Origin of the sequence: Lysobacter zhanggongensis (assembly GCF_046638635.1) — a bacterium.
Lineage (GTDB): Bacteria > Pseudomonadota > Gammaproteobacteria > Xanthomonadales > Xanthomonadaceae > Novilysobacter > Novilysobacter luteus.
This window is the reverse complement of record NZ_JBJXHK010000003.1, coordinates 60,626-87,008: the sequence shown is the minus strand read 5'-3', so window position 1 is coordinate 87,008 and position 26,383 is coordinate 60,626. Positions and strand designations below refer to the sequence as shown.

General features: G+C 69.4%; 25 protein-coding genes, 1 pseudogene and 2 riboswitches. Of the genes and pseudogenes, 8 read left to right on the top strand and 18 right to left on the bottom strand.

All coding sequences use genetic code 11. From position 1 onward, the window contains the following. Window positions 1-317, bottom strand: a 317-nt coding sequence (locus ACKVMH_RS01380; protein WP_412698960.1) for an FHA domain-containing protein, incomplete at its 3' end; no start/stop codon positions are given. Window positions 318-520: 203 nt separating this feature from the next. Here ACKVMH_RS01380 and ACKVMH_RS01375 point away from each other — a divergent pair. Then, window positions 521-1,417: a pirin family protein gene (locus tag ACKVMH_RS01375; RefSeq protein WP_412698959.1), complete on the top strand. Its 897-nt coding sequence runs from the start codon at window positions 521-523 to the stop codon at window positions 1,415-1,417. A 106-nt stretch (window positions 1,418-1,523) separates the two neighbouring features. Here the strand turns inward: ACKVMH_RS01375 and ACKVMH_RS01370 are convergent, their stop codons facing one another. Continuing rightward, the gene (locus ACKVMH_RS01370; protein WP_412698958.1) at window positions 1,524-1,943 is read right to left on the bottom strand and encodes a VOC family protein; all 420 of its coding nucleotides are present in this window, start codon (window positions 1,941-1,943) and stop codon (window positions 1,524-1,526) included. Window positions 1,944-2,174: 231 nt separating this feature from the next. Further along, window positions 2,175-2,270: riboswitch (glycine riboswitch) on the top strand. Beyond that, window positions 2,271-2,380: riboswitch (glycine riboswitch) on the top strand. Between the two features lie 63 nt (window positions 2,381-2,443). Here ACKVMH_RS01370 and ACKVMH_RS01365 point away from each other — a divergent pair. Further along, window positions 2,444-3,454: pseudogene (locus ACKVMH_RS01365) on the top strand (glycine dehydrogenase); the annotation flags it as partial. Beyond that, the gene (gcvP, locus tag ACKVMH_RS01360) at window positions 3,448-5,472 is read left to right on the top strand and encodes an aminomethyl-transferring glycine dehydrogenase (protein ID WP_459167094.1); all 2,025 of its coding nucleotides are present in this window, start codon (window positions 3,448-3,450) and stop codon (window positions 5,470-5,472) included. The pseudogene ACKVMH_RS01365 and the gene gcvP, both read left to right, overlap by 7 nt. Window positions 5,473-5,537: 65 nt before the next feature. On the opposite strand, the gene ACKVMH_RS01355 is transcribed toward gcvP, so the two are convergent. Further along, on the bottom strand, window positions 5,538-5,810 hold the full coding sequence (locus ACKVMH_RS01355) for a hypothetical protein (RefSeq protein ID WP_215218466.1): 273 nt from the start codon (window positions 5,808-5,810) through the stop codon (window positions 5,538-5,540). Between the two features lie 124 nt (window positions 5,811-5,934). Here ACKVMH_RS01355 and xth point away from each other — a divergent pair, with 124 nt between their 5' ends. From xth to ACKVMH_RS01340, 3 genes are all read left to right on the top strand, one after another. Beyond that, window positions 5,935-6,726 carry an exodeoxyribonuclease III gene (gene xth / locus ACKVMH_RS01350; RefSeq protein WP_412698957.1) on the top strand — a complete coding sequence of 264 codons (792 nt, stop codon included), beginning with the start codon at window positions 5,935-5,937 and terminating at the stop codon, window positions 6,724-6,726. Between the two features lie 119 nt (window positions 6,727-6,845). Next, complete coding sequence (locus ACKVMH_RS01345) at window positions 6,846-8,540, top strand: tetratricopeptide repeat protein (protein WP_412698956.1); 1,695 nt, start codon at window positions 6,846-6,848, stop codon at window positions 8,538-8,540. A 109-nt stretch (window positions 8,541-8,649) separates the two neighbouring features. Beyond that, window positions 8,650-8,952, top strand: coding sequence for a hypothetical protein (locus ACKVMH_RS01340; RefSeq protein WP_215218469.1), 303 nt, complete (start codon window positions 8,650-8,652; stop codon window positions 8,950-8,952). Window positions 8,953-9,074: 122 nt separating this feature from the next. On the opposite strand, the gene ACKVMH_RS01335 is transcribed toward ACKVMH_RS01340, so the two are convergent. The 13 genes from ACKVMH_RS01335 to rlmE form a co-directional block, all read right to left on the bottom strand. Beyond that, complete coding sequence (locus ACKVMH_RS01335; RefSeq protein ID WP_412698955.1) at window positions 9,075-10,250, bottom strand: hypothetical protein; 1,176 nt, start codon at window positions 10,248-10,250, stop codon at window positions 9,075-9,077. Window positions 10,251-10,305: 55 nt separating this feature from the next. After that, window positions 10,306-11,826 (bottom strand): sensor histidine kinase, encoded by a 1,521-nt coding sequence (locus tag ACKVMH_RS01330; protein ID WP_412698965.1) that lies wholly within the window; start codon window positions 11,824-11,826, stop codon window positions 10,306-10,308. A 195-nt stretch (window positions 11,827-12,021) separates the two neighbouring features. Continuing rightward, window positions 12,022-13,314, bottom strand: a complete 1,293-nt coding sequence (locus ACKVMH_RS01325; RefSeq protein ID WP_215218475.1) for an adenylosuccinate synthase — start codon at window positions 13,312-13,314, stop codon at window positions 12,022-12,024. 152 nt (window positions 13,315-13,466) lie between these two features. Then, window positions 13,467-13,658, bottom strand: coding sequence for a DUF2065 domain-containing protein (locus ACKVMH_RS01320; RefSeq protein WP_412698954.1), 192 nt, complete (start codon window positions 13,656-13,658; stop codon window positions 13,467-13,469). Beyond that, complete coding sequence (hflC, locus tag ACKVMH_RS01315) at window positions 13,655-14,518, bottom strand: protease modulator HflC (RefSeq protein WP_215218477.1); 864 nt, start codon at window positions 14,516-14,518, stop codon at window positions 13,655-13,657. The genes ACKVMH_RS01320 and hflC overlap by 4 nt, the downstream gene beginning before the upstream one ends. Continuing rightward, window positions 14,515-15,627 (bottom strand): FtsH protease activity modulator HflK, encoded by a 1,113-nt coding sequence (gene hflK / locus ACKVMH_RS01310; protein ID WP_412698953.1) that lies wholly within the window; start codon window positions 15,625-15,627, stop codon window positions 14,515-14,517. The genes hflC and hflK overlap by 4 nt, the downstream gene beginning before the upstream one ends. A 131-nt stretch (window positions 15,628-15,758) precedes the next feature. Then, on the bottom strand, window positions 15,759-17,120 hold the full coding sequence (gene hflX, locus ACKVMH_RS01305) for a ribosome rescue GTPase HflX (RefSeq protein ID WP_412698952.1): 1,362 nt from the start codon (window positions 17,118-17,120) through the stop codon (window positions 15,759-15,761). A gap of 96 nt (window positions 17,121-17,216) precedes the next feature. After that, the gene (gene hfq, locus ACKVMH_RS01300) at window positions 17,217-17,513 is read right to left on the bottom strand and encodes an RNA chaperone Hfq (RefSeq protein ID WP_215218480.1); all 297 of its coding nucleotides are present in this window, start codon (window positions 17,511-17,513) and stop codon (window positions 17,217-17,219) included. A 162-nt stretch (window positions 17,514-17,675) separates the two neighbouring features. Beyond that, window positions 17,676-18,665 (bottom strand): tRNA (adenosine(37)-N6)-dimethylallyltransferase MiaA, encoded by a 990-nt coding sequence (gene miaA, locus ACKVMH_RS01295; RefSeq protein ID WP_412698964.1) that lies wholly within the window; start codon window positions 18,663-18,665, stop codon window positions 17,676-17,678. A gap of 39 nt (window positions 18,666-18,704) precedes the next feature. Next, entirely contained in the window at window positions 18,705-20,213 is a 1,509-nt protein-coding gene (gene putP, locus ACKVMH_RS01290; RefSeq protein WP_412698951.1) for a sodium/proline symporter PutP, read from the bottom strand. Window positions 20,214-20,499: 286 nt separating this feature from the next. Further along, entirely contained in the window at window positions 20,500-21,399 is a 900-nt protein-coding gene (gene folP, locus ACKVMH_RS01285) for a dihydropteroate synthase (RefSeq protein WP_412698950.1), read from the bottom strand. A gap of 66 nt (window positions 21,400-21,465) precedes the next feature. Next, on the bottom strand, window positions 21,466-23,370 hold the full coding sequence (gene ftsH / locus ACKVMH_RS01280) for an ATP-dependent zinc metalloprotease FtsH (RefSeq protein ID WP_215218484.1): 1,905 nt from the start codon (window positions 23,368-23,370) through the stop codon (window positions 21,466-21,468). A gap of 41 nt (window positions 23,371-23,411) precedes the next feature. Next, complete coding sequence (gene rlmE, locus ACKVMH_RS01275) at window positions 23,412-24,044, bottom strand: 23S rRNA (uridine(2552)-2'-O)-methyltransferase RlmE (protein WP_412698949.1); 633 nt, start codon at window positions 24,042-24,044, stop codon at window positions 23,412-23,414. A 70-nt stretch (window positions 24,045-24,114) separates the two neighbouring features. Here rlmE and yhbY point away from each other — a divergent pair, with 70 nt between their 5' ends. After that, a complete protein-coding gene (gene yhbY, locus ACKVMH_RS01270) occupies window positions 24,115-24,420 on the top strand; it encodes a ribosome assembly RNA-binding protein YhbY (RefSeq protein WP_215218486.1) in 306 nt (101 codons plus the stop codon). A 51-nt stretch (window positions 24,421-24,471) separates the two neighbouring features. Then, window positions 24,472-24,846 (top strand): Mth938-like domain-containing protein, encoded by a 375-nt coding sequence (locus tag ACKVMH_RS01265; protein ID WP_412698948.1) that lies wholly within the window; start codon window positions 24,472-24,474, stop codon window positions 24,844-24,846. A 5-nt stretch (window positions 24,847-24,851) separates the two neighbouring features. On the opposite strand, the gene ACKVMH_RS01260 is transcribed toward ACKVMH_RS01265, so the two are convergent. Next, entirely contained in the window at window positions 24,852-25,637 is a 786-nt protein-coding gene (locus tag ACKVMH_RS01260; RefSeq protein ID WP_412698947.1) for a peptidoglycan DD-metalloendopeptidase family protein, read from the bottom strand. 82 nt (window positions 25,638-25,719) lie between these two features. After that, complete coding sequence (locus tag ACKVMH_RS01255; RefSeq protein WP_412698946.1) at window positions 25,720-26,382, bottom strand: exopolysaccharide biosynthesis protein; 663 nt, start codon at window positions 26,380-26,382, stop codon at window positions 25,720-25,722. Window position 26,383 lies beyond the last annotated feature (1 nt).

Sequence of the window (26,383 nt, the reverse complement as noted above, 5' to 3'; positions counted from 1 at the left end):
AGCGCGGCCAGTGCGTCGCCGGCACCCGGCACGGTCGTGCCGACGCCGGCCAGCCGGGCCTCGATGCCGCCCAGCGCCACGCTGTCGCCCGGGCGCAACGCAATCAGCCCGTCGACCCGGCGGCCATTGACCTCGATGCTGGCGCCGTCGGGCACGTCGAGCATCACGCCCTGCGCGGTGACGTGCAGCTGGCACAGACGCGGGGCGATGTCGGGGCGGTCGATGACCACCTGCCCGTGTGGATCGGAGCCGACCCGGTTGACGCCCGCGTCTAGCAGTACCTGCGGGTGTTCCCCGCCCGGAAAGACCAGTTTCATCAAACCCCCTGTGGTGACGGACCGGGACGGTGGAGACCACCGCCGCCGGATCGTTCCCGCAAGCGCGGGAACGCCGCGTGATGATACGGCCAGCAACCGGGCGCGCCGCCCAGCCGCCGCGACGGACCGCAGCGTTCCACCCACGCCCCGCCCGCGGCACGCCATTTGCGCCACGATGGCCCCGGGCCGCCTGGAGAACGCGCATGTTGGACATGGTGATCGAGCAACGCCGCCGCAGCCTGGGCGGGTTCGAGGTGGGACGGGTGCTGCCGTTCGCAAAACGCCGGATGGTGGGTCCATTCGTGTTCTTCGACCACATCGGGCCGGTCGACTTCCCGCCCGGGATCCCCCGCGACGTGGACGTCCGACCGCACCCCCACATCGGGTTGTCGACCATCACCTACCTGTTCGACGGCGAGATGATGCACCGCGACAGCGTCGGCTCCGAACAGGCGATCCGCCCGGGCGAGGTCAACTGGATGACCGCCGGCCGCGGCATCACCCACTCGGAACGGTTCGAGCAGGCGCGCGCGCACGGCGGCCCGATGCACGGCATCCAGAGCTGGGTCGCGTTGCCACGGGCCGACGAGGAGACCGACCCGGCCTTCGACCACTACGATGCGGGCGGCCTGCCTGCGTTCGACGAGGCCGGCGTGCGTGGGCGCCTGGTGGCCGGCAGCGCGTTTGGGCTGACCTCGCCGGTGCGGACGCATTCGCCGCTGTTCTACCTGCACTGCGAACTCGACGCCGGCGCCACCCTCGCGCTGCCCGACACGCACCGCGAACGTGCCGCCTACGTGGTGCGCGGCGCCGTCGAGGCCGGCACTGAGCGCTGCGGCGTCGGCCACATGCTCGTCTTCACCCCGGGCCGCCCCGCCACGGTCACCGCGACCGAGCCGACGCTGCTGATGGTGCTCGGTGGCGAACCGGTGGGTGAGCGCTTCATCGAGTGGAACTTCGTATCCAGTTCGAAGGAGCGCATCGAGCAGGCCAAGGCCGACTGGCGCGCCGGCCGCATGAAGCTCCCCGACCTGGACAACGGCGAGTTCATCCCCCTGCCCGGCGACCCGGAGAACACGCCGGCCAATCCGATGTCGTAGCCCCGGTTCCGTAGGAGCGACGTAAGTCGCGATCCGGCAATAGGCGCAGGGATGACGGTTGCAGATCGCGACTTACGTCGCTCCTACCTGCGCATCGGAAGCGCGATTACGCGTCCGGCGGCCCCTTCAGCTCCACCACGTTGCCCTCGGGGTCGCTCAGGTATTGCGATGGCCCCTCGCCCTCGGCGCCGTAGCGGGAGCCGTAGTCGCCCACGGCGACGCCATGCGCCTGAAGGTGGGCGGCGATGGCCTCGCGGTCGAACGGGTCGATGCGCAGGCACAGGTGGTCCATGTTGTGGCCCTCGCGCCCGGGGGCCGCGCCGCCCATGCGGCCGAGCTTGCCGTTCACGTCCACCAGGTCGATCAACGAGGCGCCCGCGCGCAGCTGGACCAGCCCGATGCCGTCCTGCCGGCGCTCGACGGTGCAGCCCAGGACCTCGCGGTAGAACGCCTCCAGCGCCGCGGGATCGCGGGCGCGGATGACGACGTGGTCGATCTGGCGGAGGGTGAACGGGGGCTTGGGCATGGGCGGGGCTTCCTTGATCGGGGCCGGAAGCCCTGTAGGAGTGACGTAAGTCGCGACCTGGCCGGGCTCACGGCCGGTTGGCGGGCGCGACTTACGTCGCTCCTACAGGGCCCTCGGGGAGGGTCGGCGGCAAGGTCGAGGGTCGGGCAGCGGGGCTGGCCGCGCAAGCCGCCGGGGGCGGGAAAGACCATCCCGCCCGGGCCGGCCCGGGCCGTATAATCCCCCGGTGATTCCCAGACGGTGGGAGAAGCGGCGCACCCTCGGGTGGTGCCGCTGCCGAAGGCGCAACGCCCGTAATCGCTCAGGCCCCCGTACCACCGGCTGTGACAACTCTGGAGAGACCGGTTCAATCCGGCGCCGAAGGTGCACGAAGCAGCCCTCCCCCCGCGGCCGACATGGCGCACGCTTCCGAACTCTCAGGCAAAAGGACAGAGGGGCGCCCCGCGTGCGGCACCGCACGTTGCCTCGCATCGCCCCGCCCTCGCCGACAGAGTCCCGCCATGACCCAGAACACTTCCCTGCGCTCGCTCGAGCACCACGACGCGTTCATCGAGCGCCACATCGGTCCCAATGACGGCGAGATCGCGCAGATGCTGCGCGTGGTCGGCCATGACTCGCTGGAGGCGATGACCGACGCGATCGTCCCGGGGTCGATCCGCTCGACCGATCCGCTGGCCCTGCCCGAGGCCGTCAGCGAGGTCGAGGCGCTCGCGAAGATCCGCGACATCGCCGACCGCAACCTGGTGTTCCGCAGCTTCATCGGACAGGGCTACGCCGGCACGCACACCCCCAACGTCATCCTGCGCAACATCCTCGAGAACCCGGCCTGGTACACCGCCTACACCCCGTACCAGGCGGAGATCTCGCAGGGCCGCATGGAAGCGCTGATCAACTTCCAGACGATGTGCGCCGACCTGACCGGCATGGAGATCGCCAACGCCTCGCTGCTCGACGAGGGCACCGCCGCTGCCGAGGCGATGACGCTGGCCAAGCGCTCGGCGAAGTCGAAGTCGAACGTGTTCTTCGTGTCCAACGGCGTGCACCCGCAGACCATCGAGGTGCTGCGCACCCGCGCCGAGCCAATCGGCATCGAGCTGGTGTTCGGCGACGAGGTAGAGGCCGCCACCACCGAGTCCTTCGGCGTGCTGTTGCAGTACCCCGACACCTTCGGCCGCATCGGCGCCGACTACCAGGCCATCAGTGACGCCGTGCACGCGCGCCAGGGCCTGGTCTGCGTGGCGGTCGACCTGCTCGCGCTCACCCTGATCGCCGCGCCGGGCGAATGGGGCGCCGACATCGTCGTCGGCAACACCCAGCGCTTCGGCGTGCCGTTCGGTTTCGGCGGTCCGCATGCCGCGTTCATGGCCTGCCGCGATGCCTACAAGCGCTCGATGCCGGGCCGCCTGATCGGCGTCTCGGTCGACGTCGAGGGCAACAACGCCTACCGCCTCACCCTGCAGACCCGCGAGCAGCACATCCGCCGCGAGAAGGCGACCAGCAACATCTGCACCGCGCAGGTGCTGCNCTGATCGGCGTCTCGGTCGACGTCGAGGGCAACAACGCCTACCGCCTCACCCTGCAGACCCGCGAGCAGCACATCCGCCGCGAGAAGGCGACCAGCAACATCTGCACCGCGCAGGTGCTGCTGGCGGTGATGGCGTCGATGTACGCCGTCTACCACGGCCCCGAGGGCCTGGTCCGCATCGCCCGCCGCACCCACCGCCTGGCGGCGATCCTGGCCGGCGCGCTGCGTGGCGCCGGCGTCGCGGTCGGCGAGTCCTTCTTCGACACCCTGCATGTCACCGGCATCGATGCCGCCGAGCTGCACCAGCGCGCGCACCATGCGCACATCAACCTGCGCGCGATCGACAACACCAGCGTCGGCATCGCGCTCGACGAGACCACCACGCGAGGCGACATTGCCGCGCTGGCGGGCCTGTTCGGGGTGGAGATCACCGACATCGACGCGCTCGACGCCGCCACCGCCGACGCCCTGCCGCCCGGCCTGCTGCGCACCAGCCGCTTCCTGACCCACCCGGTGTTCAACACCCACCACAGCGAGCACGAGCTGCTGCGCTACATGCGCTCGCTGGCGGACAAGGACCTGGCGATGGACCGCACGATGATCCCGCTGGGCTCGTGCACGATGAAGCTCAACGCGACCGCCGAGATGATCCCGATCACCTGGCCGGAGTTCGCCAACATCCATCCGCTGGCGCCGGCCGAACAGGCGCAGGGCTACAAGGAGCTGATCGACGGGCTGGAGGCGATGCTGGCCGAGGTCACCGGCTACGACAACGTCAGCCTGCAGCCCAACTCCGGCGCGCAGGGCGAGTACGCCGGCCTGCTGGCCATCCGCGCCTACCACCGCGCGCGCGGCGAGGCCCAGCGCGACATCTGCCTGATCCCCGAGTCCGCGCACGGCACCAACCCGGCGTCCGCGCAGCTGTGCGGCATGAAGGTGGTGGTGACCAAGTGCGACAAGGACGGCAACGTCGATGTCGAGGACATCCGCGCCCAGGCCGGCAAGTACTCCGACCGCCTGGCCGCGATCATGATGACCTACCCGTCCACCCACGGCGTGTTCGAGGAGGACGTGGTCGAGATCTGCGACATCGTCCATCAGCACGGCGGCCAGGTGTACACCGACGGCGCCAACATGAACGCGCTGGTCGGCCTGGCCAAGCCCGGCAAGTGGGGTTCGGACGTCAGCCACCTGAACCTGCACAAGACCTTCTGTATCCCGCACGGCGGCGGCGGTCCCGGCGTCGGCCCGTGCGCGGTGCGCTCGCACCTGGCCCCGTACCTGCCCCGGGCCTTCAACGACGGCATGAGCACGGCCGGCGTGGGCGACGGCGCGATGGTGTCGGCCGCCACCTTCGGCAGCGCCAGCATCCTGCCGATCAGCTGGATGTACATCACCCTGATGGGCCGACAGGGCCTGCGCAAGGCCAGCCAAGTCGCGATGCTCAACGCCAACTACGTTGCCCGCAAGCTCGCCACGCACTACCCGACCCTCTACACCGGACGCAACGACCTGGTCGCCCACGAGTGCATCCTCGACCTGCGCCCGCTGGAGAAGGAGACCGGCGTGTCCGCCGAGGACGTCGCCAAGCGCCTGATCGACTTCGGCTTCCACGCGCCGACCCTGAGCTTCCCGGTCGCCGGCACCCTGATGGTGGAGCCGACCGAGAGCGAGTCGATGCACGAGCTGGACCGTTTTATCAACGCGATGATCGAGATCCGCCAGGAGATCCGCGCGATCGCCGACGGCAAACTCGACCGCGAGGACAACCCGCTCAAGCACGCCCCCCACACCGCCGCGCAGGTCTCGGCGACCGAATGGAAGCACGCCTACCCGCGGGAGTTGGCCGCCTTCCCGCTGGCCGTGCTGCGCCAGCAGAAGTACTGGCCGCCGGTGGCCCGCGTCGACAACGTGTACGGCGACAAGAACGTGTTCTGCAGCTGCGTTCCGATCAACGAGTTCGCCGGCGACATCGAGGCTTTCAGCGAGCCGATGGTGTCCTGATCACGCCAGCGCCGTAACAAAAAGCCCCGCTCATGCGGGGTTTTTTGTGTGCCGGGATATCCCTTTCACCCCTCCTCCGGCGGTGGCCGCAGTTCCTCGGCGAGTTCGTCGAGCTCGGTGATCGCCGCTTCCAGCGCGTCGTGGAATTCGCCCTGGCGGGTCATCAGGTCCTCGATCGTCTTGGACTCGCCCAGCTTCTTGAGCTTGCCTTCGTCGAACTTCAGCCATTGCGCGGTGAGCAGCTCGACGTTGTTGCGGGTGTAGTGGCGCATTTCCTTGAGCTGGGTGACCAGGTCGGTGACATGGTCCAGCGGGGTCTTGGGGGTTTCGTCGGCCATGGGGGTTCCTCCGGGGAGAGTCCCGACGGTACGCAGGGCGCGCGGGACCCCGTGTGAACCGATGGCGGCGCATGTGCCGGCACCCTTCACGGGGCGCCATCGCGGCCGCATCTAGGTTGCCCCGATGGCCCGACGCAAGACGCTGCGCATCGCCACGTTCAACGTCAACGGCATCCGCCCGCGGTTGCCGCACCTGCTGGAGTGGCTGGAAAAGGAGAAACCGGACGTCGCCTGCCTGCAGGAACTCAAGGCCACCGACGCGCAGTTCCCGAAAGAGGCGATCGAGGCGGCGGGTTACGGCGCGCTCTGGGTCGGGCAGACATCGTGGAACGGAGTGGCGGTGCTGACCCGCGATGCCGAACCGGTCGAGAGCCGCCGGCGGCTGCCGGGCGAGCGCGACGATACCCAGGCGCGCTACCTGGAGGTGGCGGCGCACGGGGTGATGGTCGGCTGCATCTATTTGCCCAACGGCAACCCGCAGCCTGGACCGAAGTTCGACTACAAGCTGCGCTGGTTCAAACGGTTGATCCGCCACGCGAAGACACTGGTCGACAGCGAACACCCGGTGCTGCTGGTGGGTGACTTCAACGTGGTGCCGACCGACTTCGACATCTACAACCCGAAGCACTGGCGGCGCGATGCGCTGCTGCAGCCCGAAACCCGCGAGGCATACGCCACGCTGCTCGCCCAGGGCTGGACCGACACGCTGCGCGAGCTGTATCCGGACGAGCCGATGTTCACTTTCTGGGACTACTTCCGCCAGCACTGGGAACGCGATGCCGGACTGCGCATCGACCACCTGCTGCCCAACCCGGCGCTGTGGCCGCGCGTGCGGGCGGCGGGCGTGGACCGCTGGGTGCGCGGGCTGGAGAAGGCAAGCGACCACGCGCCGACGTGGATCGACCTCGACCGCTGAGCCACCCGTGGCCCGCACCGCATAGGCCATCCCCATCGGCCTTCCGACCAATGGCAGGTGACCCCCGGCCGCAGGGGGCGTAGAACCGTAGTCGCCGCGGGGGAACCACGGAGGCTGTCATGACGCATACCCACCCCTTGCCCGCCGCACTGCTTGCGGCCCTGCTCGCCGGCGCCTGTTCCGGCCATTCCAATCCATCCGTCACCCAGGGGCCGCTGGTCTCACCGCCCGAAGCAGCATTGATGACCACGCTGCTGGAGGGTCTGGGCGACCACAGCTTCCCGGTCACCAGCCAGCATCCCGAGGTGCAGCGCTGGTTCGACCAAGGGCTGATGCTGGCCTACGGCTTCAACCACGATGCCGCCGAGCGTGCGTTCCTGCGCGCCACCGAGCTCGACCCGCAGTGCGCCATGTGCTGGTGGGGCGCGGCCTGGGTGCTCGGCCCGCACGTCAACGCGGCGATGGACCCGACCGTCAACGACAAGGCCTGGGCGCGGCTGCAGAAGGCGATCGCCCTCGCCCCGGCCGCCGGGCCGCGCGAGCAGGCCTACATCCACGCGCTTGCCAGCCGCTACGCCGCCGAGCCGCCGGAAGACCGCGCCGAGCTGGACCGCGCCTGGGCCGACGCGACCCGCCGGCTGGTGCAGGCGCGACCGGACGACCTGGATGCCGCCACCATGCACGCCGAGGCGCTGATGGACCTGCAGCCGTGGGCCTATTACGACGAGCGACTGCGGCCGATCGGCCACACCCGCGAGATCGTCTCGACGCTCGAGTCGGTGATCGACCGCCACCCCGACCATCCCGGTGCCCTGCATCTGTACATCCATGCCGTCGAAGCCTCGGCCAACCCCGAGCGCGGGGCCGCCGCGGCCGACCGGCTGCGCGAGCTGATCCCCGGTTCCGGCCACTTGGTCCACATGCCGGCGCACATCTACGCGCGGGTCGGCCGCTGGCATGACGCGGTGCTGGCCAACCAGCGTGCGGTGGAAGCCGACGACGCCTACCTCGCCGTCTGCGGCGGCAACGTCAGCGGCGTGTATCCGCTGGGCTACGTGCCGCACAACCACCACTTCCTGTGGTTCGCCGCCAGCATGGAAGGCGCCAGCGGCATCGCCCGCGCCGCCGCCGACGCCACCGCGCAGCGCACCGACCTGCCCGAGCTGATGCGCCAGCCCGGCTTCGAGGGCCTGCAGCACTACTGGCTGACGCCGGTGTTCGACCACGTGCGTTTTGGCCGCTGGGAAACGATCGATGCGCTGGACAACCCCGCGCCCGACCTGCCCTATGTCACCGCCATCTGGCACTACGCGCGCGGCGTCGCGGCCGCCCGCCAGGGTCGCCAGGACGACGCCCGCCAGCACCTCGCCGCATTGCAGCCGCTGGCCGCCGACCCGCTGATGGACACCATGATGATGTGGGACCGCTACCCGCTGGGCCACGCGGCGCGCATCGCCGAACGCACGCTGTCCGGCGAGGTCGCCGCCGCCGCGGGCGACGACCCGGCCGCCATCACCGCATTCCGTGACGCGGTGGAGATCGAGAACCGCATCCCCTACGACGAGCCCCCCGGCTGGCACGCCCCGACCCGGCAGGCACTGGGCGCCGCGCTGCTCGACGCCGGCCAGGCCAAGGAGGCCGAGGCGGTCTACCGCGAAGAACTGCGACGCAACCCTGGTAACGGCTGGTCGCTGTACGGGCTGTCGCGTGCACTCACCGCGCAGGGTCGCGACCGCGAAGCCGCCACGACGGAGCGCGCGTTCAATACCGCCTGGGCCAACGCCGACGTGGAGCTGGTGGCGTCGCGGTTCTGACCAGGCGCAGGGTGCGGACCTGGCGTTCAGCCTCGCGTCGCGGTTTTCACGCCTGCGATGCGGGGCCGTGGCTAGGTTGGAGCCTCCCCCAACGACAAGGAGCCCAACCATGGCCCGGATTCCCGAGCAGCAGTACAAGGACCACTTCCGCAACAACTACCAGACCGCCAGCTACTACAACAAGGAGCGCGACTGGAACGACTACGAGCCGGCCTACCAGTACGGCTACAACCAGTACGGCCAGCGCGAAGGCCAGCGTTTCGAGGACGTGGAGAACGACCTGGAGCGCGGCTGGGAAACCACCAAGGCCAACTCCCGCCTGGCTTGGAACGAGGCCAAGGAAGCCGTCCGCGACGGCTGGCACCACATCGAGCGCGCGATGCCGGGCGATGCGGACCGCGACGGTCGTTGAGCTGTAAGCGATCCCTCTCTCCGGGATTGGAAAGGCCCCGCTTTTGCGGGGCCTTTTTTGTGCGTGCGAAGCGAAGGCGGCCCGGCTGCCAGCACCCGTGCATCGGGTCTGGTGGGTCGTTGCTAGCCCGCCTCCGCCAACCGCGTATCCAGCTCATCCAGGTATTCCCCTATCACCAGCACGCCGGCGCGGTCGTGGATCCGCGGCATCGCCTCGCGGGCGCGGGCCGACACCGCGCGGGCGGCAACGGCGTCGCCTGCCAACGCGGCGGCCTCGGCGTCCAGCCACAGTCGGTAAGGCGCCAGGTCCAGCAGGCCGCCTTCGCACAGCGGACGCCAGGCCGCGAGCAGGTCGGCATCGCCAGTGCGCGCGGCATAGCTGGCCAGGGTGGCGGCGATCCCCTGCCGACTGCCGTCGGCGGCACCGGGGTAGGCATCGGCCAAGGCGCGTGCAGCCGCGCCGGCGCCCGCTTGGTCGTCGCGGTCGAGCGCATGCCCCATGCGCAGCACGTGCATCGCCGCGGCCATCTGGGCGGGTACACCGTCGGGCACGGTCAGCTGGTCGGCGGGCCAGTCCCGCGGCCGCACGCCGGCCATCGACATTGCCACCACGCAGGCCCGCGCGCACGACATCCGCCAGGCCGGGGTGTCGCGCCACAGTTCACGCAGGTTGTAGCCATCGGTGTGCCAGCCCTGGTTCTGCCAGGGCACCAGGTTGATGAGGCCCAGCAGGCCGCCACCGAACACCGTGCCGGCAAGGGCGACCGTCGCCGTGACACCGAGGGCCGGTGCTAGCGCCAGCGGCAGCAGCGCGACCGCCGCGCACAACAGGTTGGCCAGCGGGCCGCCGAGGATGAAGGTGGCCACGTTGCGGCGGGACTCGGTGGCGCGGTCTGGCGGGAGCAACACGGCGAACCCGCTGAGCCCCCGCACGTTGCCGCCCCAGCGCACCATCCAGCCGCCGACGCCGCGCTCCAGCCTCAAGGGACCGATGCCCGCGGCGACCAGCCGCCGGCCAACCAGCACCCCGGCCAGCGCATGCCCGGCTTCGTGGACGAGGACCTGCAGCCACAACATTGCGATCGCCAGGGCGAGCATGGCGGCAAGCAGGGGCAATGAAACGTCGTCCGCGAACGAGTCGAGTCCCGCGACCAGCGCGAAACCGCCGATGCCGCCCACTACCCACTGCACGAGCTGCATGCCCCTGGACGCGGGCTGCGGTGCGGACGCAGGTTCGGCTGCGCGCGGATACAGCGCATCGTCGCGGCCGGTCTTCAGGTCGTTCAATCCGGTATCCATGCGGTTCCCCCTGCAGCGCACGATAACGGAACGGGGGCGCGGTGACCGGCCGGAACTACATCAACAGCGCACCCTCTCCATCGATCAGCGGCAACCGGATCGCGAACTCGGCGCCCTCACCGGGTACGCCGGTGCTGAACACGCTGACGTCGCCGTCGTGGCTGCGCACCATCTGGTGCACCACGCTCAGCCCGATGCCCAGGCCGCCCTGCCGGGTGACGGCTGCGTTGTCGCCTTGGGCGAACAGCTTGAATACGTGGTTGAGCTGGTCGGGTGGGATGCCCGGCCCGTTGTCGGCGACGCTGAGGTGGGCGGTGCCGGCGCGGCGGCTCAGGCGCACGCAGATGCGGCCGCCTTCGGGGGTGAACTTGACCGCGTTGTTGAGCAGGTTGTTGAGCACCTGCACCAGGCGGACCTTGTCGCCGACCACCCACAACGGCTCGTCGGTGACCTCGGTGGTGAGTTGCTGGCCACGGGCCTGCATGGCCGGGGTCGCGGCCTCGACGGCCGCGTCCACCACCCCCTGCAGTCGCACGGGTTCGCGGCGCAGGTGGACCTTGCCACTGACGATGCGCCCGACGTCCAGAAGGTCGTCGACCAGCCGCGAGAGCTGGCCGACCTGGCGGGCCAGGATGTCCCGGGTGGCGCGCAGGTGCGGGGAGGCGGGCTCTTCCAGCTGCATGATGGACACTGCGTTGCTGATCGGCGCCAGCGGGTTGCGCAGCTCGTGGCCGAGCATTGCCAGGAAGTGATGGAGGTGGCGTTCCTGGGTCTCCAGCCGGGTGATGCGGCGGCGGTCGCTGAGGTCGCGGGTGATCTTGGCGAACCCCAGGTGGTCACCGGCAGCGTCGTACACGGCAGTGATGAGCACGCTGGCCCAGAACCGGCTGCCGTCCTTGCGGATGCGCCAGCCCTCGTCCTCGAAGCGGCCGTCGCGCAACGCGGATTCAAGTTCGTGCTCGGGCCAGCCGGCGTCGATCTTTTCCTGCGGGTAGAACACCGAGAAGTGCTGGCCGACGATCTCCTCGGCGGTATAGCCCTTGTTGATCTGGGCGCCGAGGTTCCAGCTGACCACGTGGCCCTGCGGGTCCAGCATGAAAATGGCGTAGTCGCGCACGCCTTCCACCAGCATGCGGAAGCGCTCTTCGCCCTGGCGCAGCAGCTCCTCCTGGTGGCGTCGCTCGGTGAGGTCGCGGGTGACCTTGGCGAAACCGCGGTGCAAGCCGTCGTCGTCGACCAGCGCGGTGATGACCACGCTTGCCCAGAACCGGCTGCCATCCTTGCGCAGGCGCCAGCCTTCGTCCTCGAACCGCCCCAGGCGGAGCGCTTCGCGCAGCTCCTGCGCAGGGAAACCGATGTCGATCTGCTCCTGCGGGTAGAACACCTCGAAGCTGCGGCCGATGATCTCGTCCGGCGCGTAGCCCTTGAGCACCTGTGCCCCGGCGTTCCAGGAGCGCACGCGTCCCTGCGGGTCGAGCAGGAAGATCGCGTAATCGCGGACGGATTCCACCAGCAGGCGGAAGTCGGCGTCGTCGACCGGCGGCGGACGCTCGAAATCGCTGGCAGACGTAAGCAAGGGCTTCAAGATGCGGGTGTTCCCCGGAGACGGTTCGCCACCCTACTCCAGCGCCCGCCAACAACGGACACGCATGGACGCAGAGGGCAACAACCGCACACGCTAGCTGAACGGTGTTCAGTTCCGGGTGAAGTCACCCGGGACGAAAAGGCCCCGCCGAAGCGGGGCCTTGGAAGCAACGCGGCAGGCGGGATGTCAGGCCCAGGGATCCTGCAGCACGATGTTGGCGTCGCGGTCGGGACCAGTGGATACCATCGCCAGCGGGCAGCCCGACAGCTCCTCCAGCGCGCGCAGGTAGGCGCGCGCGGCGGGCGGCAGCTTGTCCCACTCGGTGATGCCGTGGGTGCTCTCCTCCCAGCCCGGGAACTCCAGGTACACCGGCACGCACTCGTCCCAGCCCTGCGCGTCGAGCGGCGCGTACTCGGTCTGCTTGCCGCGGTACTGGTAGCCGATGCACATCTTCAGGGTCGGCATGCCGTCGAGGATGTCGAGCTTGGTGATGCACAGCCCGCTGATGCCGTTGATCGCGACCGCGCGCTTGAGCGCGACGATGTCGATCCAGCCGCAGCGGCGGGGGCGGCCGGTGGTGGCGCCGTACTCCTGGCCGCGGTCGCGGATGCCCTGGCCGACGTCGTCGTGCAGCTCGGTCGGGAACGGACCACCGCCGACGCGGGTGGCATAGGCCTTGGCGATGCCGAGCACGTAGTCGATCGAGTCCGCGCCAACGCCAGTGCCGGCCAGCGCGCCGCCGACGGTGGTGTTGGAGCTGGTGACATACGGGTAGGTGCCGTGGTCGATGTCGAGCAACGAGCCTTGCGCGCCTTCGTACAGCACGCGCTTACCCTGCTTGCGCAGGTCGTGCAGGATGCCGGCGACGTCGGACTTCATCGGCTCGACGTAGTCGCCGAAGGCCAGTGCCTCGTCCAGGGTCTGCTGGAAGTCGACCGCGTCTACGCCCAGGTACTTGGTCAGCACGAAGTTGTGGTAATCGAGCGCGGCGCGCAGCTTCTCGGCCAGCTGCTCGGGGTAATGCAGGTCGGCGACGCGGATGCCACGGCGGGCGACCTTGTCCTCGTACGCCGGGCCGATGCCGCGGCCGGTGGTGCCGATCGCCTTGCCGCCGGCGGCCTTCTCACGGGCCTGATCCAGCGCGATGTGGTACGGCATGATCAGCGGCGTGGCGGGGCTGATCTTCAGGCGCGAGCGCACCTCGATGCCCTCCGCCTCGAGCTCGGCGATCTCCTTCTGCAGGGCGCCCGGGTGCAGCACCACGCCGTTGCCGATCAGGCACAGCGCGCCTTCGCGCAGGATGCCGGACGGGATCAGGTGCAGGACGGTCTTCTTGCCGTTGATCACCAGGGTGTGGCCGGCGTTGTGGCCGCCCTGGAAGCGCACGACCGCGCCGATGTCCTGCGTCAGCAGGTCGACGATCTTGCCCTTGCCTTCATCGCCCCACTGGGCACCGAGAACGACGACTGACTGACCCATTGTTTTGCTCCTGGCGTGGCGGGCGGCGGAGGTGGGGGCCGACCCGGGCGGAACGTTCCGCGCATAGAAAAAGCCGGGCGGGGAATGCCCCCAGCCGGCTTTTGTGCATTATCCGGGTTTCGCCCTCCGGGGGCCAGTGTCGCGGTGCCCGGTCAGGCCATCCGGCGGACCAGCCACAGCGTGCCGACCCCGATAGCCAGGATGACGCCGCCGAAAACCCTCAGCTGCCGGTCACCCAGCGCCAGCAGCTGGGCGGCGGCGCGCTTCCAGGCGCCGGGGGCGGCGAACAGGAACAGGCCCTCGATCACCGCCACCAGGCACAGCGCCGCCCACAGCTCGCTCAACGGTCGTTGCCGAGGTATTGCAGGAAGGCGTCGTCACGATCGAGCACGATCACGCCATTGCCGTCCTGGAACGACTTGCGGTACGCCTCCAGGCTGCGCTGGAAGGTGTAGAAGCCAGCGTCCTTCTGCGCCGCCTCGGCGTAGATCGAGGTGGCCTCGGCATCACCTTCGCCGCGCAGGCGCTGGGCGTCACGCTCGGCCTCGGCCAAGATCACTGCCCGCTGCTTGTCGGCCTCGGCGCGCACGGTCTGCGCCTGCTCGGCACCTTCCGCGCGCAGGCGGCTGGCGACCTCGTGGCGCTGGGCACGCATGCGGCGGTACACGTCGGTGATGACCTGGCTGTCGGTCGGCAGGTCGATCTGCTTGATGCGCAGGTCGATGATCTGCACGCCGACGGTCTCGGCGCCCTTGTTTATCGACGCCAGCTGGCTCTCGATGATGTCGGCCCGGTTGCCCGAGACGATCTCGGTCAGCGTGCGGGCGTTGATCTCGTTGCGCAGCGAGTCCTTGATGATCGGCGCCAGGCGGGCGATCGCGATGCTCTCGTCGCCGCCGGTGGCGCGATAGAAGGCGCGCTCGTCCTCGATCATGCCGACTGCGAAGAAGTCGACGCTGACGTCCTTGCGCTCGGAGGTCAGGTAGCGCTCCGGCTCGGCGTCAAGCACCTGCAGCCGCTGGTCGAACACCATCGCGGTTTCCACCAGCGGCCACTTGAAGTGCAGGCCGGGGTCGATGCCGGTGCGTGCCACGCGGCCGAGGTTGAGCACCATCGCCACCTGGCCCTCGCGGACCACGTAGGTCGAACCCATCAACGCCAGCAGCACGGCCACGCCAATGGCCACCCATGCGGAGTATTTCATCGGATCACCTCCTCACGGCCGGTGCGCGGGTTGCGCCCCGTGCGGGTGCCACTGTCGGTCGACGGGGTGCTGGTGACCTCCGGCGCGAGCGTGTCGGGGGTCAGCATCGGGACCTGGCTGCTGCCCTGTCCGCCGGCGTTGTCCATCGGCACGTAGATCAGCTGGCGCGAATCGCCGCCAACCACCTTGCGGGTGCCCGCGAGCACCTGCTCGACGGTCTCCAGCCACAGCCGCTTGCGGGTGACCTCCGGTGCCTGGCGGTACTCTTCGACCAGCATCGAGAAGCGGTCGGCATTACCTTCCGCCGCCGCGACCGAGGTCGCCTTGTAGCCTTCGGCGACCGCGCGCACGCGGTTGGCCTGGCCGCGCGCCTCGGGCACCACCTGGGCGGCGTAGGCCTGGGCCTCGCTGATCAGGCGGTCCTTGTCCTGCTGGGCGCTGTTGACGTCGTCGAACGCCGGCTTGACCTCTTCCGGCGGACGCGCGTTGGGGAGGTTCATCTCGGTCACGACGAGGCCGGTGCGGTAGGCGTCGAGCGAGGCCTGCAGTTGCTCGCGCGAGGACACGGCCAGCGCGTTGCGGGCGCCCAGCACGGTGTCCAGGGTCGAGCGGCCCACCTGCTCGCGCACGGTGCTCAGCGCGGCCTGCTGCAGCATCACGTCGGCATCGCGGGTACCGAACAGGTACTGCTGCGGATCGCTGACGCGGTACTGCACGTTGATGTCGACCTGCACGATGTTCTCGTCGCGCGTCAGCACCGGCACGTTGGTGCTGAAGGTCTTGATGGCGGTGGCGTTGACCTTGGTGACGGTCTCGATCGGCCACGGCAGCTTGAAGTGCGGGCCGGGCTGCAACACGCGGGCGACCTCGCCGAAGCGCAGCACCACGCCGCGCTGCTGCTCGGTGATCAGCACGAAGCAGTTGAACACCAACCACAGGCCGACCACCAGCAGCACCCAGCGGCCGATGCCGGCGCCACTGCCACCGCTGCCGCCGAACAGGCCGCGCAACTGGTCCAGGACGGCGTCCAGCGGGTTGTTGCCGCCGGGACGTCGCCGCGGTGGCCGGCCGCCGCCGGATTTGTCACTGCCAGGGGTGTTCCAGGCCATGCCTGCTCCTCAGAAGGTGAATGCGACGCGCGCGGCGACCGGCCGGTGCATGCGATCGTGGCGGGTACGTCGACCGCCCGTGCACTGGATGCGCAGGCGATCGGTGATTCTAGGTGGGGGGGCGGACGGCCTCAAGCGAAGCCGGATCCGTAACCAGCGTCCGGGTTGGCGCGCGCAAGCGCTTCCTCGTCCAGCAGCGGTCGCAACAGGTCGCCATGGGGCTGAGCGTACAGGCGCAGGGCATCCGCCTCCGCCAGGTCGACCTGCAGTTGCCAGCCTCCCTCCCCGGCCTGTTCGGCCCGGACGGCGCCCAGTTCGTGCAGGCGTGCGCGCAACCGTCCGGCGCGCGGCGGCAGTTCGACGGTACCGGTCACGTGGCGCAGCTCCAGCGCCTCGCCGATGGCGGCACGCAGCAGGTCCATGCCCTCGCCCTCGCGCGCGGACACCCAGGCGCGGAGGTGGCCCTCGCCCGGGCGGTCGATGCGCGGCTGCGGGCGGGTGGCTTCGCCGTCACCGCCGTCCTCGCCCAGCCGGTCGATCTTGTTGAACACCAGCACCTGCGGCAGGTCGCCCGCGCCGATGTCGCGCAGGACCTCGTCGACCTGGCGGATGCGCTCGTCGCGCAGCGGGTCGGCGGCGTCGACGACGTGCAGCAACAGGTCGGCCTCGCGTGCCTCCGACAGGGTCGAGCGGAAGGCGGCGACCAGTTCATGCGGCAGGTCGCGGACGAAGCCGACGGTGTCGGCCAGGACCACGCCGCCGCCAGGCAGCTCGATCCGCCGCACGGTCGGGTCGAGCGTGGCGAACAGCTGGTCGGCCGCGTACGCGCCGGCGCCGGTCAGCGCGTTGAACAGGGTCGACTTGCCGGCGTTGGTGTAGCCGACCAGGGCGACCCGCGGCAGCTCGCTGCGCATGCGCGCGCGGCGCTGCTGGGTGCGCTGCACCTGGACCTTGTCGAGCCGCTTCTGCAACTGCTCGAGCCGCTTCTGCAGCAGGCGGCGGTCGGTTTCCAGCTGCGTCTCACCGGGGCCGCGCAGGCCGATCGAACCGCCGCGCTGCCGCTCAAGGTGGGTCCAGCCACGCACCAGCCGGGTGGCCATGTGGCGCAACTGGGCGAGCTCGACCTGCAGCTTGCCCTCGTGGCTGTGCGCGCGCAGGGCGAAGATGTCGAGGATCAGGCCGGTGCGGTCGACCACGCGGCGCTGCAGCGCGCGCTCGAGGTTGCGCTCCTGGCCGGGGCCGAGGGGATGGTTTACCAGGATGAGGTCGGCGCCGCTGGCCTCGGCCGCGGCCTTGACCTCTTCCAGCTTGCCGCTGCCGATCAGCATCGCGGCGTTGGGGCGGTCGATGCGGGCGGTCACGACGCCGGCAACCGTGGCGCCGGCCGAGCGCGCCAGGTCGGCGAATTCCTCCAGCAAACCTTCGTCCGGCGGGCCGCCGGCGTGGGGCTGGATCAGCAGGGCGTGTTCACCCTTGCGGGAACGTTCAAACAATGACGGCGTCTCTGGGCGGGGGCGGATTGCTCAGGAGATGGTTGCGCCGGGCCTGAAAACAAGCCCACCGGAAACGATCCGCCCCGACCGGAGAGCTCACTCGTCCTCGTGCGGCTCGTCGGCGTGGCCGTTGCCGTTGCCATTGCCGCCTTCGCCCGAATGCACGTAGCCGCCACCCGGGCCGACCCGGACGTTGCGCGCCGGCACCACGGTGGAGATGGCGTGCTTGTAGACCATCTGGCTGACGGTGTTGCGCAGCAACACGACAAACTGGTCAAACGACTCGATGGTGCCCTGCAACTTGATGCCATTGACCAGGTACACCGACACCGGCACGCGTTCGCGGCGCAGCGCGTTCAGGAAAGGATCCTGCAAGGATTGCCCCTTGGACATTCGTATTCCCCCGACTTTTTAGGTTCTAGTTATGGGCGCCCACCCCCGGTGGACGCATCGCCGACCGTTGTCCCCACGACGGCAATGGGCCGATGGTAGCGCAACCGTGGCGGGGGGATACCGCCCGGGCGGGTGGATCGCGGGAACCGTGACGCGGGTGGGTCAGGCGGGGCTTTGCGGCAGGAACAGGGCCAGTGCCTGCTCGAGCCGGTCGCGTTCGGTCAGCGGGTCGAACCAGCGCGCGTCCAGCTCGCCGCGCAGCCAGGTGAACTGGCGCTTGGCCAGTTGCCGGGTGGCGAAGATCGCGCGGTCGCGGAAGCCTGCCGCATCGGTCCCGCCATCAAGGTGTTCCCAGGCTTGGCGGTAACCGACCGCACGCACCGCCGGCAGCTGCAGTGGCGCTGGGTGCGCCTGCAACTGCGGCAGTGCGCGCAGGCGGCGTACCTCATCGAGGAAGCCCGCCTCCAGCATGGCGTCGAAGCGGCGCGCGATGCGCTCGTGCAGCACCGCGCGGTCGTGCGGTGCCAGCACGAGCTTGAGGACGTGGAACGACAGGCGTGGCGGCGGCGGTTCCCGGCGCCAGTCTGTAATCGTGCGGCGCGACAGGCGATGGACCTCCAGCGCACGCTGGATGCGCTGCGCGTCGGTGATGTGGATGCGTGACGCCGCTTCCGGGTCTATCGAGCCCAGCTCGGCGTGCAGCGCGTCCCAGCCGCGTGCCGAAGCCTCCTCCGCGATGTTCGCCCGGGTCGCCGGGTCGGCACCGGGCATCGCCGACAGGCCGTTCAGCAGTGCGTGGAAATACAGCCCGGTGCCGCCGGCGAGGATCGGAATGCGGCCGCGCGCGGCGATGTCCTCCAGCGCGCGGCGGGCATCGGTGGCGAATTCCGCGGCCGAGTACGGCTGCCACGGCTCGCGGATGTCGATCAGGTGGTGCGGCACCCGCGCCAATTCAACCCCGGTGGGCTTGGCCGCGCCGATGTCGAGCCCGCGGTACACCAGCGCGGAGTCGACGCTGACGATCTCACCACCGAGGCGCTCGGCCCAGTCGAGCGCGAGCGCGGTCTTGCCCGACGCGGTCGGGCCCATGAGCGCGATCGCCAGCGGACGGCGAGCCGGTGGACGCCGCGCCGGTGGACCGGAGTCGTACATGGCCGGTCCGCCGGCGTTCGCCATGACGTGCGCGTCCGGTCAGTAACCGGTTTCGCGCAACGAGGCGCGCACCTGCTGGTGGGTGACCTGGATCTCCTGCGGCGGCTCCCGGCCCATGCGGCTGACCAGCACGACCGCGATGGTCGCGGCGATGAAGCCCGGCACCATTTCGTACAGACCCGAACCCATCCGGTCAACCGCGATCAGCTTCCACGCGATCACGGTGCCGGCACCGACCACGATGCCGGCGAGCGCACCGTTGCGCGTCATGCGCTGCCAGAACAGCGACAGGATCACCACCGGCCCGAACGCGGCGCCGAAGCCGGCCCACGCGTAGCTGACCAGCCCCAGCACCTTGCTGTCGGGGTCGCGTGCCAGCCACAGCGCGACCAGTGCGATCAGCGCGACCGATGCACGGCCCGCCCAGACCAGCTCCTTCTGGCTCGCGTGCTTGCGCACGAAGCCGTGGTAGAAGTCCTCGGTCATCACGCTCGAGCACACCAGCAACTGGCACGACAGCGTGCTCATGACCGCGGCGAGGATCGCCGACAGCAGCACGCCGGCCACCCACGGGTTGAACAGCAGGCTCGCCAGCTCGATGAACACGCGCTCGGAGTTGGCGTCGACCGGACCCGCCGCGTCCGGGTGGTTGGCGAAGTAAGCGATGCCGAAGAAGCCCACGCCGAGCGAACCGACCAGGCACAGGATCATCCAGGTCATGCCGATCCGGCGCGCCGGCGGAATGGTGGCGACGCTGTCGGCGGCCATGAAGCGCGCAAGGATGTGCGGCTGGCCGAAGTAGCCCAGGCCCCAGGCCAGCGCGGACACCACGCCGACCATGCCGAGCGTGCCGCCATCGAACCAGTCGAGACGGGTGGCATCGAAGTTGCGGACCACGTCGACGGTCGCCTCGAAACCCCCGTTGTTCATCATGATGATGCTCGGCGCCAGCAACAGCGCGAAGAACATCAGGCCTGCCTGGAGGGTGTCGGTCCAGCTGACCGCCAGGAAGCCGCCGACCAGGGTGTAGAGGATGGTGGCGGCCGCGCCCCACCACAGCGCCTGCTCGTACGGCAGGCCGAACACGCTTTCGAAAAGCCGCGCGCCGGCCACCACGCCGGAGGCGCAGTACACCGCGAAGAACACGAGGATCACGATCGCCGACAGCACCCGCAGCAGGCGATCGTGGTCGGCGAAGCGGTTGGTGAAATAGTCCGGGATGGTCAGCGCGTCACCGGCGCGCTCGGTGTAGATGCGCAGCGGCCCGGCGACCCAGCGCCAGTTGGCGTATGCGCCTAGGATCAGGCCGATCGCGATCCAGCTCTCGGACACGCCACCGAGGTACATGGCCCCCGGCAGTCCCATCAGCAGCCAACCGCTCATGTCCGAAGCGCCTGCGGCCAGCGCCACCACCCACGGCCCGAGCGAGCGGCCGCCGAGGATGTAGTCGTCGAAGTCCTTGGTCGAGCGCCAGGCGATGAACCCGATCAGGATCACGACGGCGAGATAGATCGAGAAGGTGACGAGTAACGGTGTGCTGGCTGTCATTGCAACAGGCTCCCCCGGGTCATGCTTGTGGGCACCGCGACGCGGCGCACGCGAATGGGCGACGCCAGGCCCGGCGACGCGCGAATGGGCCAGCCTAACGCAGATGCGGGGGCACTTTCAGCCCGCCAACCTGACCGGCGCGTTCATCGCGCTTATGCACAGCGGCTGTGGACAAGCGCACGTACGAAGCTGTGGACAACTGCCTGAAACGACCACGGGGCAACGGCCCCGGTCGCTCTGACCATTTTCTGTCCAGCGCCTGCAACGAGGACGCGCACGTGACGCGCTACTCGTCGTCCGGCCAAAGGATGGCCGGGGAAGCCGGCGATTGCCGCGGGTGCGGCTGGGACGCGACCGCGTTCCACACCTTCAGCGCGTCGACAGTGGCGGCGACATCGTGCACCCGCAGCAGCCGTGCACCGCGCTGCGCCGCGATCAGGTGCGCGGCGACGGAGCCATGCACGCGCTCGCGGGGAATGTCGCGTCCGGTGAGCTCTCCGATGGTGCGCTTGCGCGACAGCCCGGCCAGCACCGGCACCCCGAGGTCGCCGAAGCGCTCGAGCTGTGCGAGCAATGCGAGGTTATGCGTGGTGTCCTTGCCGAACCCGAAGCCCGGATCGATCACGATGCGCTTCTTGGCGATGCCGGCCATCTCGGCCGCGAAGATGCGTTCGGCCAGGAACCGGTGCACCTCGCCGACCACGTCGTCGTAGCACGGCGCCTGCTGCATCGATCGCGGTTCGCCGAGCATGTGCATCAGTACCACCGGCATGCCGAGCGCGGCGGCCGTGTCCAGCGCACCGTCGCGGCGCAGGCCGTAGACGTCGTTGAGCATGCCCGCGCCGGCACCGACCGCGGCGCGCATCACCTCCGGCTTGGAGGTGTCCACGCTGATCGGTGCGGAGGTCTCGCGCGACAGCCGTTCGATCAACGGCACCACGCGCCGCAGTTCTTCCTCGAGCAGCACTTCGTCGGCGCCGGGTCGGGTCGACTCGCCGCCGATGTCGAGGATGTCGGCGCCTTCCTCCAGCAAGCGCAGCGCGTGGGCGAACGCCGCGTCTGCGGTGTCGTGCGCGCCACCGTCGGAGAACGAGTCGGGGGTGACGTTGACGATGCCCATCACGCGGGGCCGGTCGAGCACGAGCTCGCGGCCGTTGCAGTCGAGCACGGGTGCGGTCTGGAACATGCGGGACGCCAAACGGAAAAGGCCAGAGCGAACTCTGGCCTTTTCGTCATCCCCCGGCAAGGCGGATCAGGTCTGCGCGGCCGGTCCGATCACCGCGCCCGGCGGGTGGGCGCTGTCGTCCTTGGGCGACTTGCCCGACTTGCCCCAGTCGGCCGGCGGCCCCGGCGTGCGCCCGGCCATGATGTCGTCGATCTGGTGGGCGTCGATGGTTTCGTACTGCAGCAGCGCATCGGCCATCACGTGGAGCTTGTCGAGGTGCTCCTTGAGGATGGTGGTGGTGCGCTGGTAGGCCTTGTCCAGGATGCCGCGCACGACCTCGTCGATCTTGCGCGCGGTGTCGTCGGACACGCTCTTGTGCTGGGTGACCGAACGGCCGAGGAACACCTCGTCGTCCTCCTCGCTGTAGGCGATCGGACCCATCTCGTCGCTCAGGCCCCACTTGGTGACCATGTTGCGGGCCATCTTGGTCGCCCGCTCGATGTCGTTGGACGCGCCGGTGGTGACCTTGTCGTTGCCGAAGATCAGCTCCTCGGCGACGCGGCCGCCATACAGCGAGCACAGCTGCGACTCGATCGCGGTGCGGTTGTAGCTGTACTTGTCGCCCTCGGGCAGGTACATGGTCACACCGAGCGCGCGGCCGCGGGGGATGATCGTGACCTTGTAGACCGGGTCATGCTCGGGCACGACGCGGCCGACGATGGCGTGGCCGGCCTCGTGGTAGGCGGTCAGCTTCTTCTCGTCCTCGCTCATCGCCATCGAGCGGCGCTCGGCGCCCATCAGGATCTTGTCGCGCGCCTTGTCGAAGTGCTCCATGCGCACGTCCTTGGCGTTCTCGCGCGCGGCGAACAGCGCGGCTTCGTTGACCAGGTTGGCCAGGTCGGCACCGCTGAAGCCAGGAGTACCGCGCGCGACCACCATCGGCTCGACGTCGTCCGACAGCGGCACCTTGCGCATGTGCACGCGCAGGATCTGCTCGCGGCCCTTGACGTCGGGCAGGCCGACCACCACCTGGCGGTCGAAGCGGCCCGGGCGCAGCAGCGCGGGATCAAGCACGTCGGGGCGGTTGGTCGCGGCGATCACGATCACGCCCTCGCCACCCTCGAAGCCGTCCATCTCGACCAGCAACTGGTTGAGGGTCTGCTCGCGCTCGTCGTGTCCACCACCCAGGCCGGCGCCACGATGGCGGCCGACCGCGTCGATCTCGTCGATGAAGATGATGCACGGCGCGTGCTTCTTGGCCTGCTCGAACATGTCGCGCACGCGGGACGCACCGACACCGACGAACATCTCGACGAAGTCCGAACCGGAAATGCTGAAGAACGGCACCTTGGCCTCGCCGGCGATGGCGCGCGCCAGCAGAGTCTTGCCGGTACCCGGCGGCCCCACCATCAGTACGCCACGCGGAATCTTGCCGCCGAGCTTCTGGAAGCGGCCCGGATCGCGCAGGAACTCCACCAGCTCGCCAACCTCCTCCTTGGCCTCGTCGCAGCCGGCCACGTCGGCCAGGGTCACCTTGACCTGGTCCTCACCCTGCATCTTGGCCCGCGACTTGCCGAAGCTCATCGCGCCCTTGCTGCCGCCCTGCTGCATCTGCCGCATGACGAAGATCCAGAACGCGATGATCAGGATGATCGGCAGGAAATTGAGCACGATCGACCAGAACGACGGCCCGCCCGGCGGCGTCTGCGTGATCGCGACGTCGTGCTCGAGCAGGTCGTTGACCAGGTCCTTGTCGCCGGGGCTGAAGGTGGTGAAGCTGCTGCCGTCCTTGCGCTCGCCGGTGATGGTGGTGCGGTCCTCGGCGATCTTGACGCTCTCCACCCGGTCGGCCTGCACCTGCTGGATGAACTGGTCGTAGGCCAGCGTCTCGACGCCGCCACCGGCCGTGCGCGGTCCGAATGCCTGGAACACCACCATCAGCACGACGGCGACGATCACCCAGAGCATCAGATTCTTGGCCAAGTCGTTCATTCAGTCGGTCACGTCAGGTTCGGGGAAATTTCGGGAAAGGGTCACTTGATCTCGGCGCGTTTGCCCTGGGCCAGAGCGTAGACCTCCGGCGAGCGCTTGCGCGACGCGGCCGGCTTGCGGATCGACACCTTCGCGTAGCGACGGCGCAGCTCCTTCACGTACTCGTCGAAACCCACGCCCTGGAACAGCTTGATCAGGAACGCGCCGTCGACCTTGAGGTGGCGATCGGCGAAATCCATCGCCAGTTCGGACAGGTACATCGCCCGCGGCATGTCCACCGCATCCACACCGCTCTTATTGGGGGCCATGTCGGACAGTACAAGGTCCACGGGCTTGCCGCCCAGGCTCGCCTCCAGACGCGATAGGACCGCATCCTCCCTGAAATCCCCATGAAGGAACTCCACCCCAGCCAGTGGCGGCATCTCCAGGATGTCCAGCGCCACCACCCGGCCGCTGTCGCCGAGCTCCTGCCGGACCCACTGGGACCAGCCGCCGGGCGCCGCGCCGAGGTCGACCACGACCATGCCGGGCTTGAGCAGGCGATCCCGGGCGACCAGCTCCTCGAGCTTGTACACCGCCCGCGAACGCATGCCCTCCGCCCTCGCCTTTTTGACGAACGGGTCGGAGTGGTGCTCTTTCAGCCAGCGCTGGCTGCTCTTGCTGCGGGTGGCCATCGGGCGCCGGGTCGGAACGGGGCCTCCATGATACCCTGCAGGCCCCGTCTCTCCTTGCCTGCGTGCCTACATGCCGACCGTCCTGACCGCCGCCCAGACCCGTTTCCTGCGCGGCCAGGCCCACGACCTGAAGGCCATGCTGCAGATCGGCGGCAAGGGCCTGACCGACGCCGTCGTGGCCGAGGTCGAGCTGGCGCTGGAGCACCACGAGCTGATCAAGATCAAGGTTGCCGCCGCCGACCGCGAGGCCCGCGACGCGATGATGGCGGACCTGGCCCAGCGCGCCGGCGCCGCCCTGGTGCAGCGCATCGGCCACACCGCGGTGCTGTACCGGCAGAGCACCGAAAAGCGCCAGATCGTCCTGCCCCGGGCCTGACCCCGACCGCACCGGTCGACGCGCGAAGGTCCCCCACCCCTCGCCTCTCCCATGCAACTGACGCTCGAAAACCCCGACCACGAGTTCTTCCTGCGCGCTGCCGACGGCACCCTGGCGCGGGTCAACGACCGGACGCTGGCACGAAGCTTCGTGATTGCTCCCGACCGGCTGCTGGAGGACTGGGACGTCACCGACGCCGCCAGGCTCGGGCCCGAAGCGCTCGAGCCCCTGCTGGAGATGGAGCCGGCCGTCGTGCTCCTGGGCACCGGCGAGCGGCAGGTGTTCCCGCCCGCCGCCGCGATGGCGGCCGGCCTGCGCCGCGGGGTCGGGATCGAAGTGATGACCAACGCCGCCGCCGCCCGCACGTTCAACGTACTGGCCAGCGAAGGCCGCAAGGTCGTCGCCGGGTTCATCCTGCCCGGCTGACGCCGTTATTTGCGCGGCAGGTAAAGCAGCGGATCGACCGGCTTGCCGTTGTAACGGATCTCGAAGTGCAGCATGTCGCGGGAGGCGCCGGTGCGCCCCAGCTCGGCGATCTGCTGGCCGGCCTTGACCACCGCGCCCTCGGCCACCAGGCGGGTGCGGTTGTGGCCATACGCCGACAGCCACTGCTCGTTGTGCTTGATGATGATCAGCTCGCCGTAGCCCACCAGCCCGGAACCCGAATACACGACCGTGCCGTCGCCGGCGGACCGCACCGGGCTGCCGCCGGTGCCTGCAATGTCGATGCCCTGCTTGGTCGGCTCGCCGGCCTCGAAGCGGCTCAGCAACTGCCCATCGACCGGCCATTTCCAGGCCACCCCGCTGTTGACGGGAGCGGCGGACGGGGTTGGCGTGGAAGGAGCGCGCGACGTTCCCTTGCCCGGCGCGGGCGTGCCAGTACGCGTGGGCGTGGACGCGGTCGACTTCGGCGGGACGCTGCGGCCATTGCCGGGAAACAGCGACAGGCGCTGCCCCGGATAGATGGTGTACGGCGGCGCAAGTCCATTCCACGCCGCCAGGTCTCGCACGGCGATGCCGTTCTGGGTGGCAATGCGATAGAGCGTGTCGCCGCGCTGGACAACCGTGGTCGCGCCGTACTTCGGGGTCGAGCCAGTCGTGCGGGTGACCGTGCTCGAGCAGGCCGCCAGTACCAGCGCGGCGAGTGCCACGACCAGCAGGCGCGTCGCCTTTCCGATGATCAGTCCATGGGTGTCGGTACGGGTCGTCGTGCTCATGCGCTCTCGTCGTGTCTCCAGGTCGGCAGGCCCATGGGTGGTGGCCACGATGTCACGGCGCCGCATACCGGCGCTGAACGGCTCAGCTGGAAAGCCGCTGGAACAGCTCGCGCGCGGCCACGCTTCCGCCACCGATGAGGATACCGAAGTAGATCACGGTCCCGATGTTGGACAGGTGACCGAGCAGGATCGCCCCGCCGTCGCGCTGGATCATGCCCACCGCGTAGAACAGCAGCGCGAGCGCCGGCAGCGTATTGCTGAAGGGCACGAACCCGAACGGCGCCATCAGCAGCAGCGCGGCCGCAATGAAGGCCAGGTTGTTGACCACGTCGACCGCGCGACTTTCGACGAACAGTCCCAACCGGCGGGGCCGGCTGATCCGCTCGAGCCGGTTGACCCAGGTGAGTCCACCAGTGAGCGCCGGGCGCAGCTTGTCGGCGGGCAGCGACTTCTCGCGCAGGCGCCGGGGCAACCACAGCGGCCGGCCCAGCACCCGGCTGACACCCACCAGCAGGATCGCCGCGCCAAACACCGTGCTTACGCCGGGAATCGACACCGGGATCAGGAACACCAGCGTCAGCAACATGGTGAGCAGCAGCAGCCCTTCGTCGCCGAACACGTCCAGCAGCTCGCCGAGGGTCAGGCGGTCCGGCGGCAGCGAATCGATGATCGAGGCGAGCTGCTCGCCCAGCGGGGCGCCGGCGTCGCCGCGTGGCGCCTGGTTGGCTGTCCGCCCGTGCGCCATG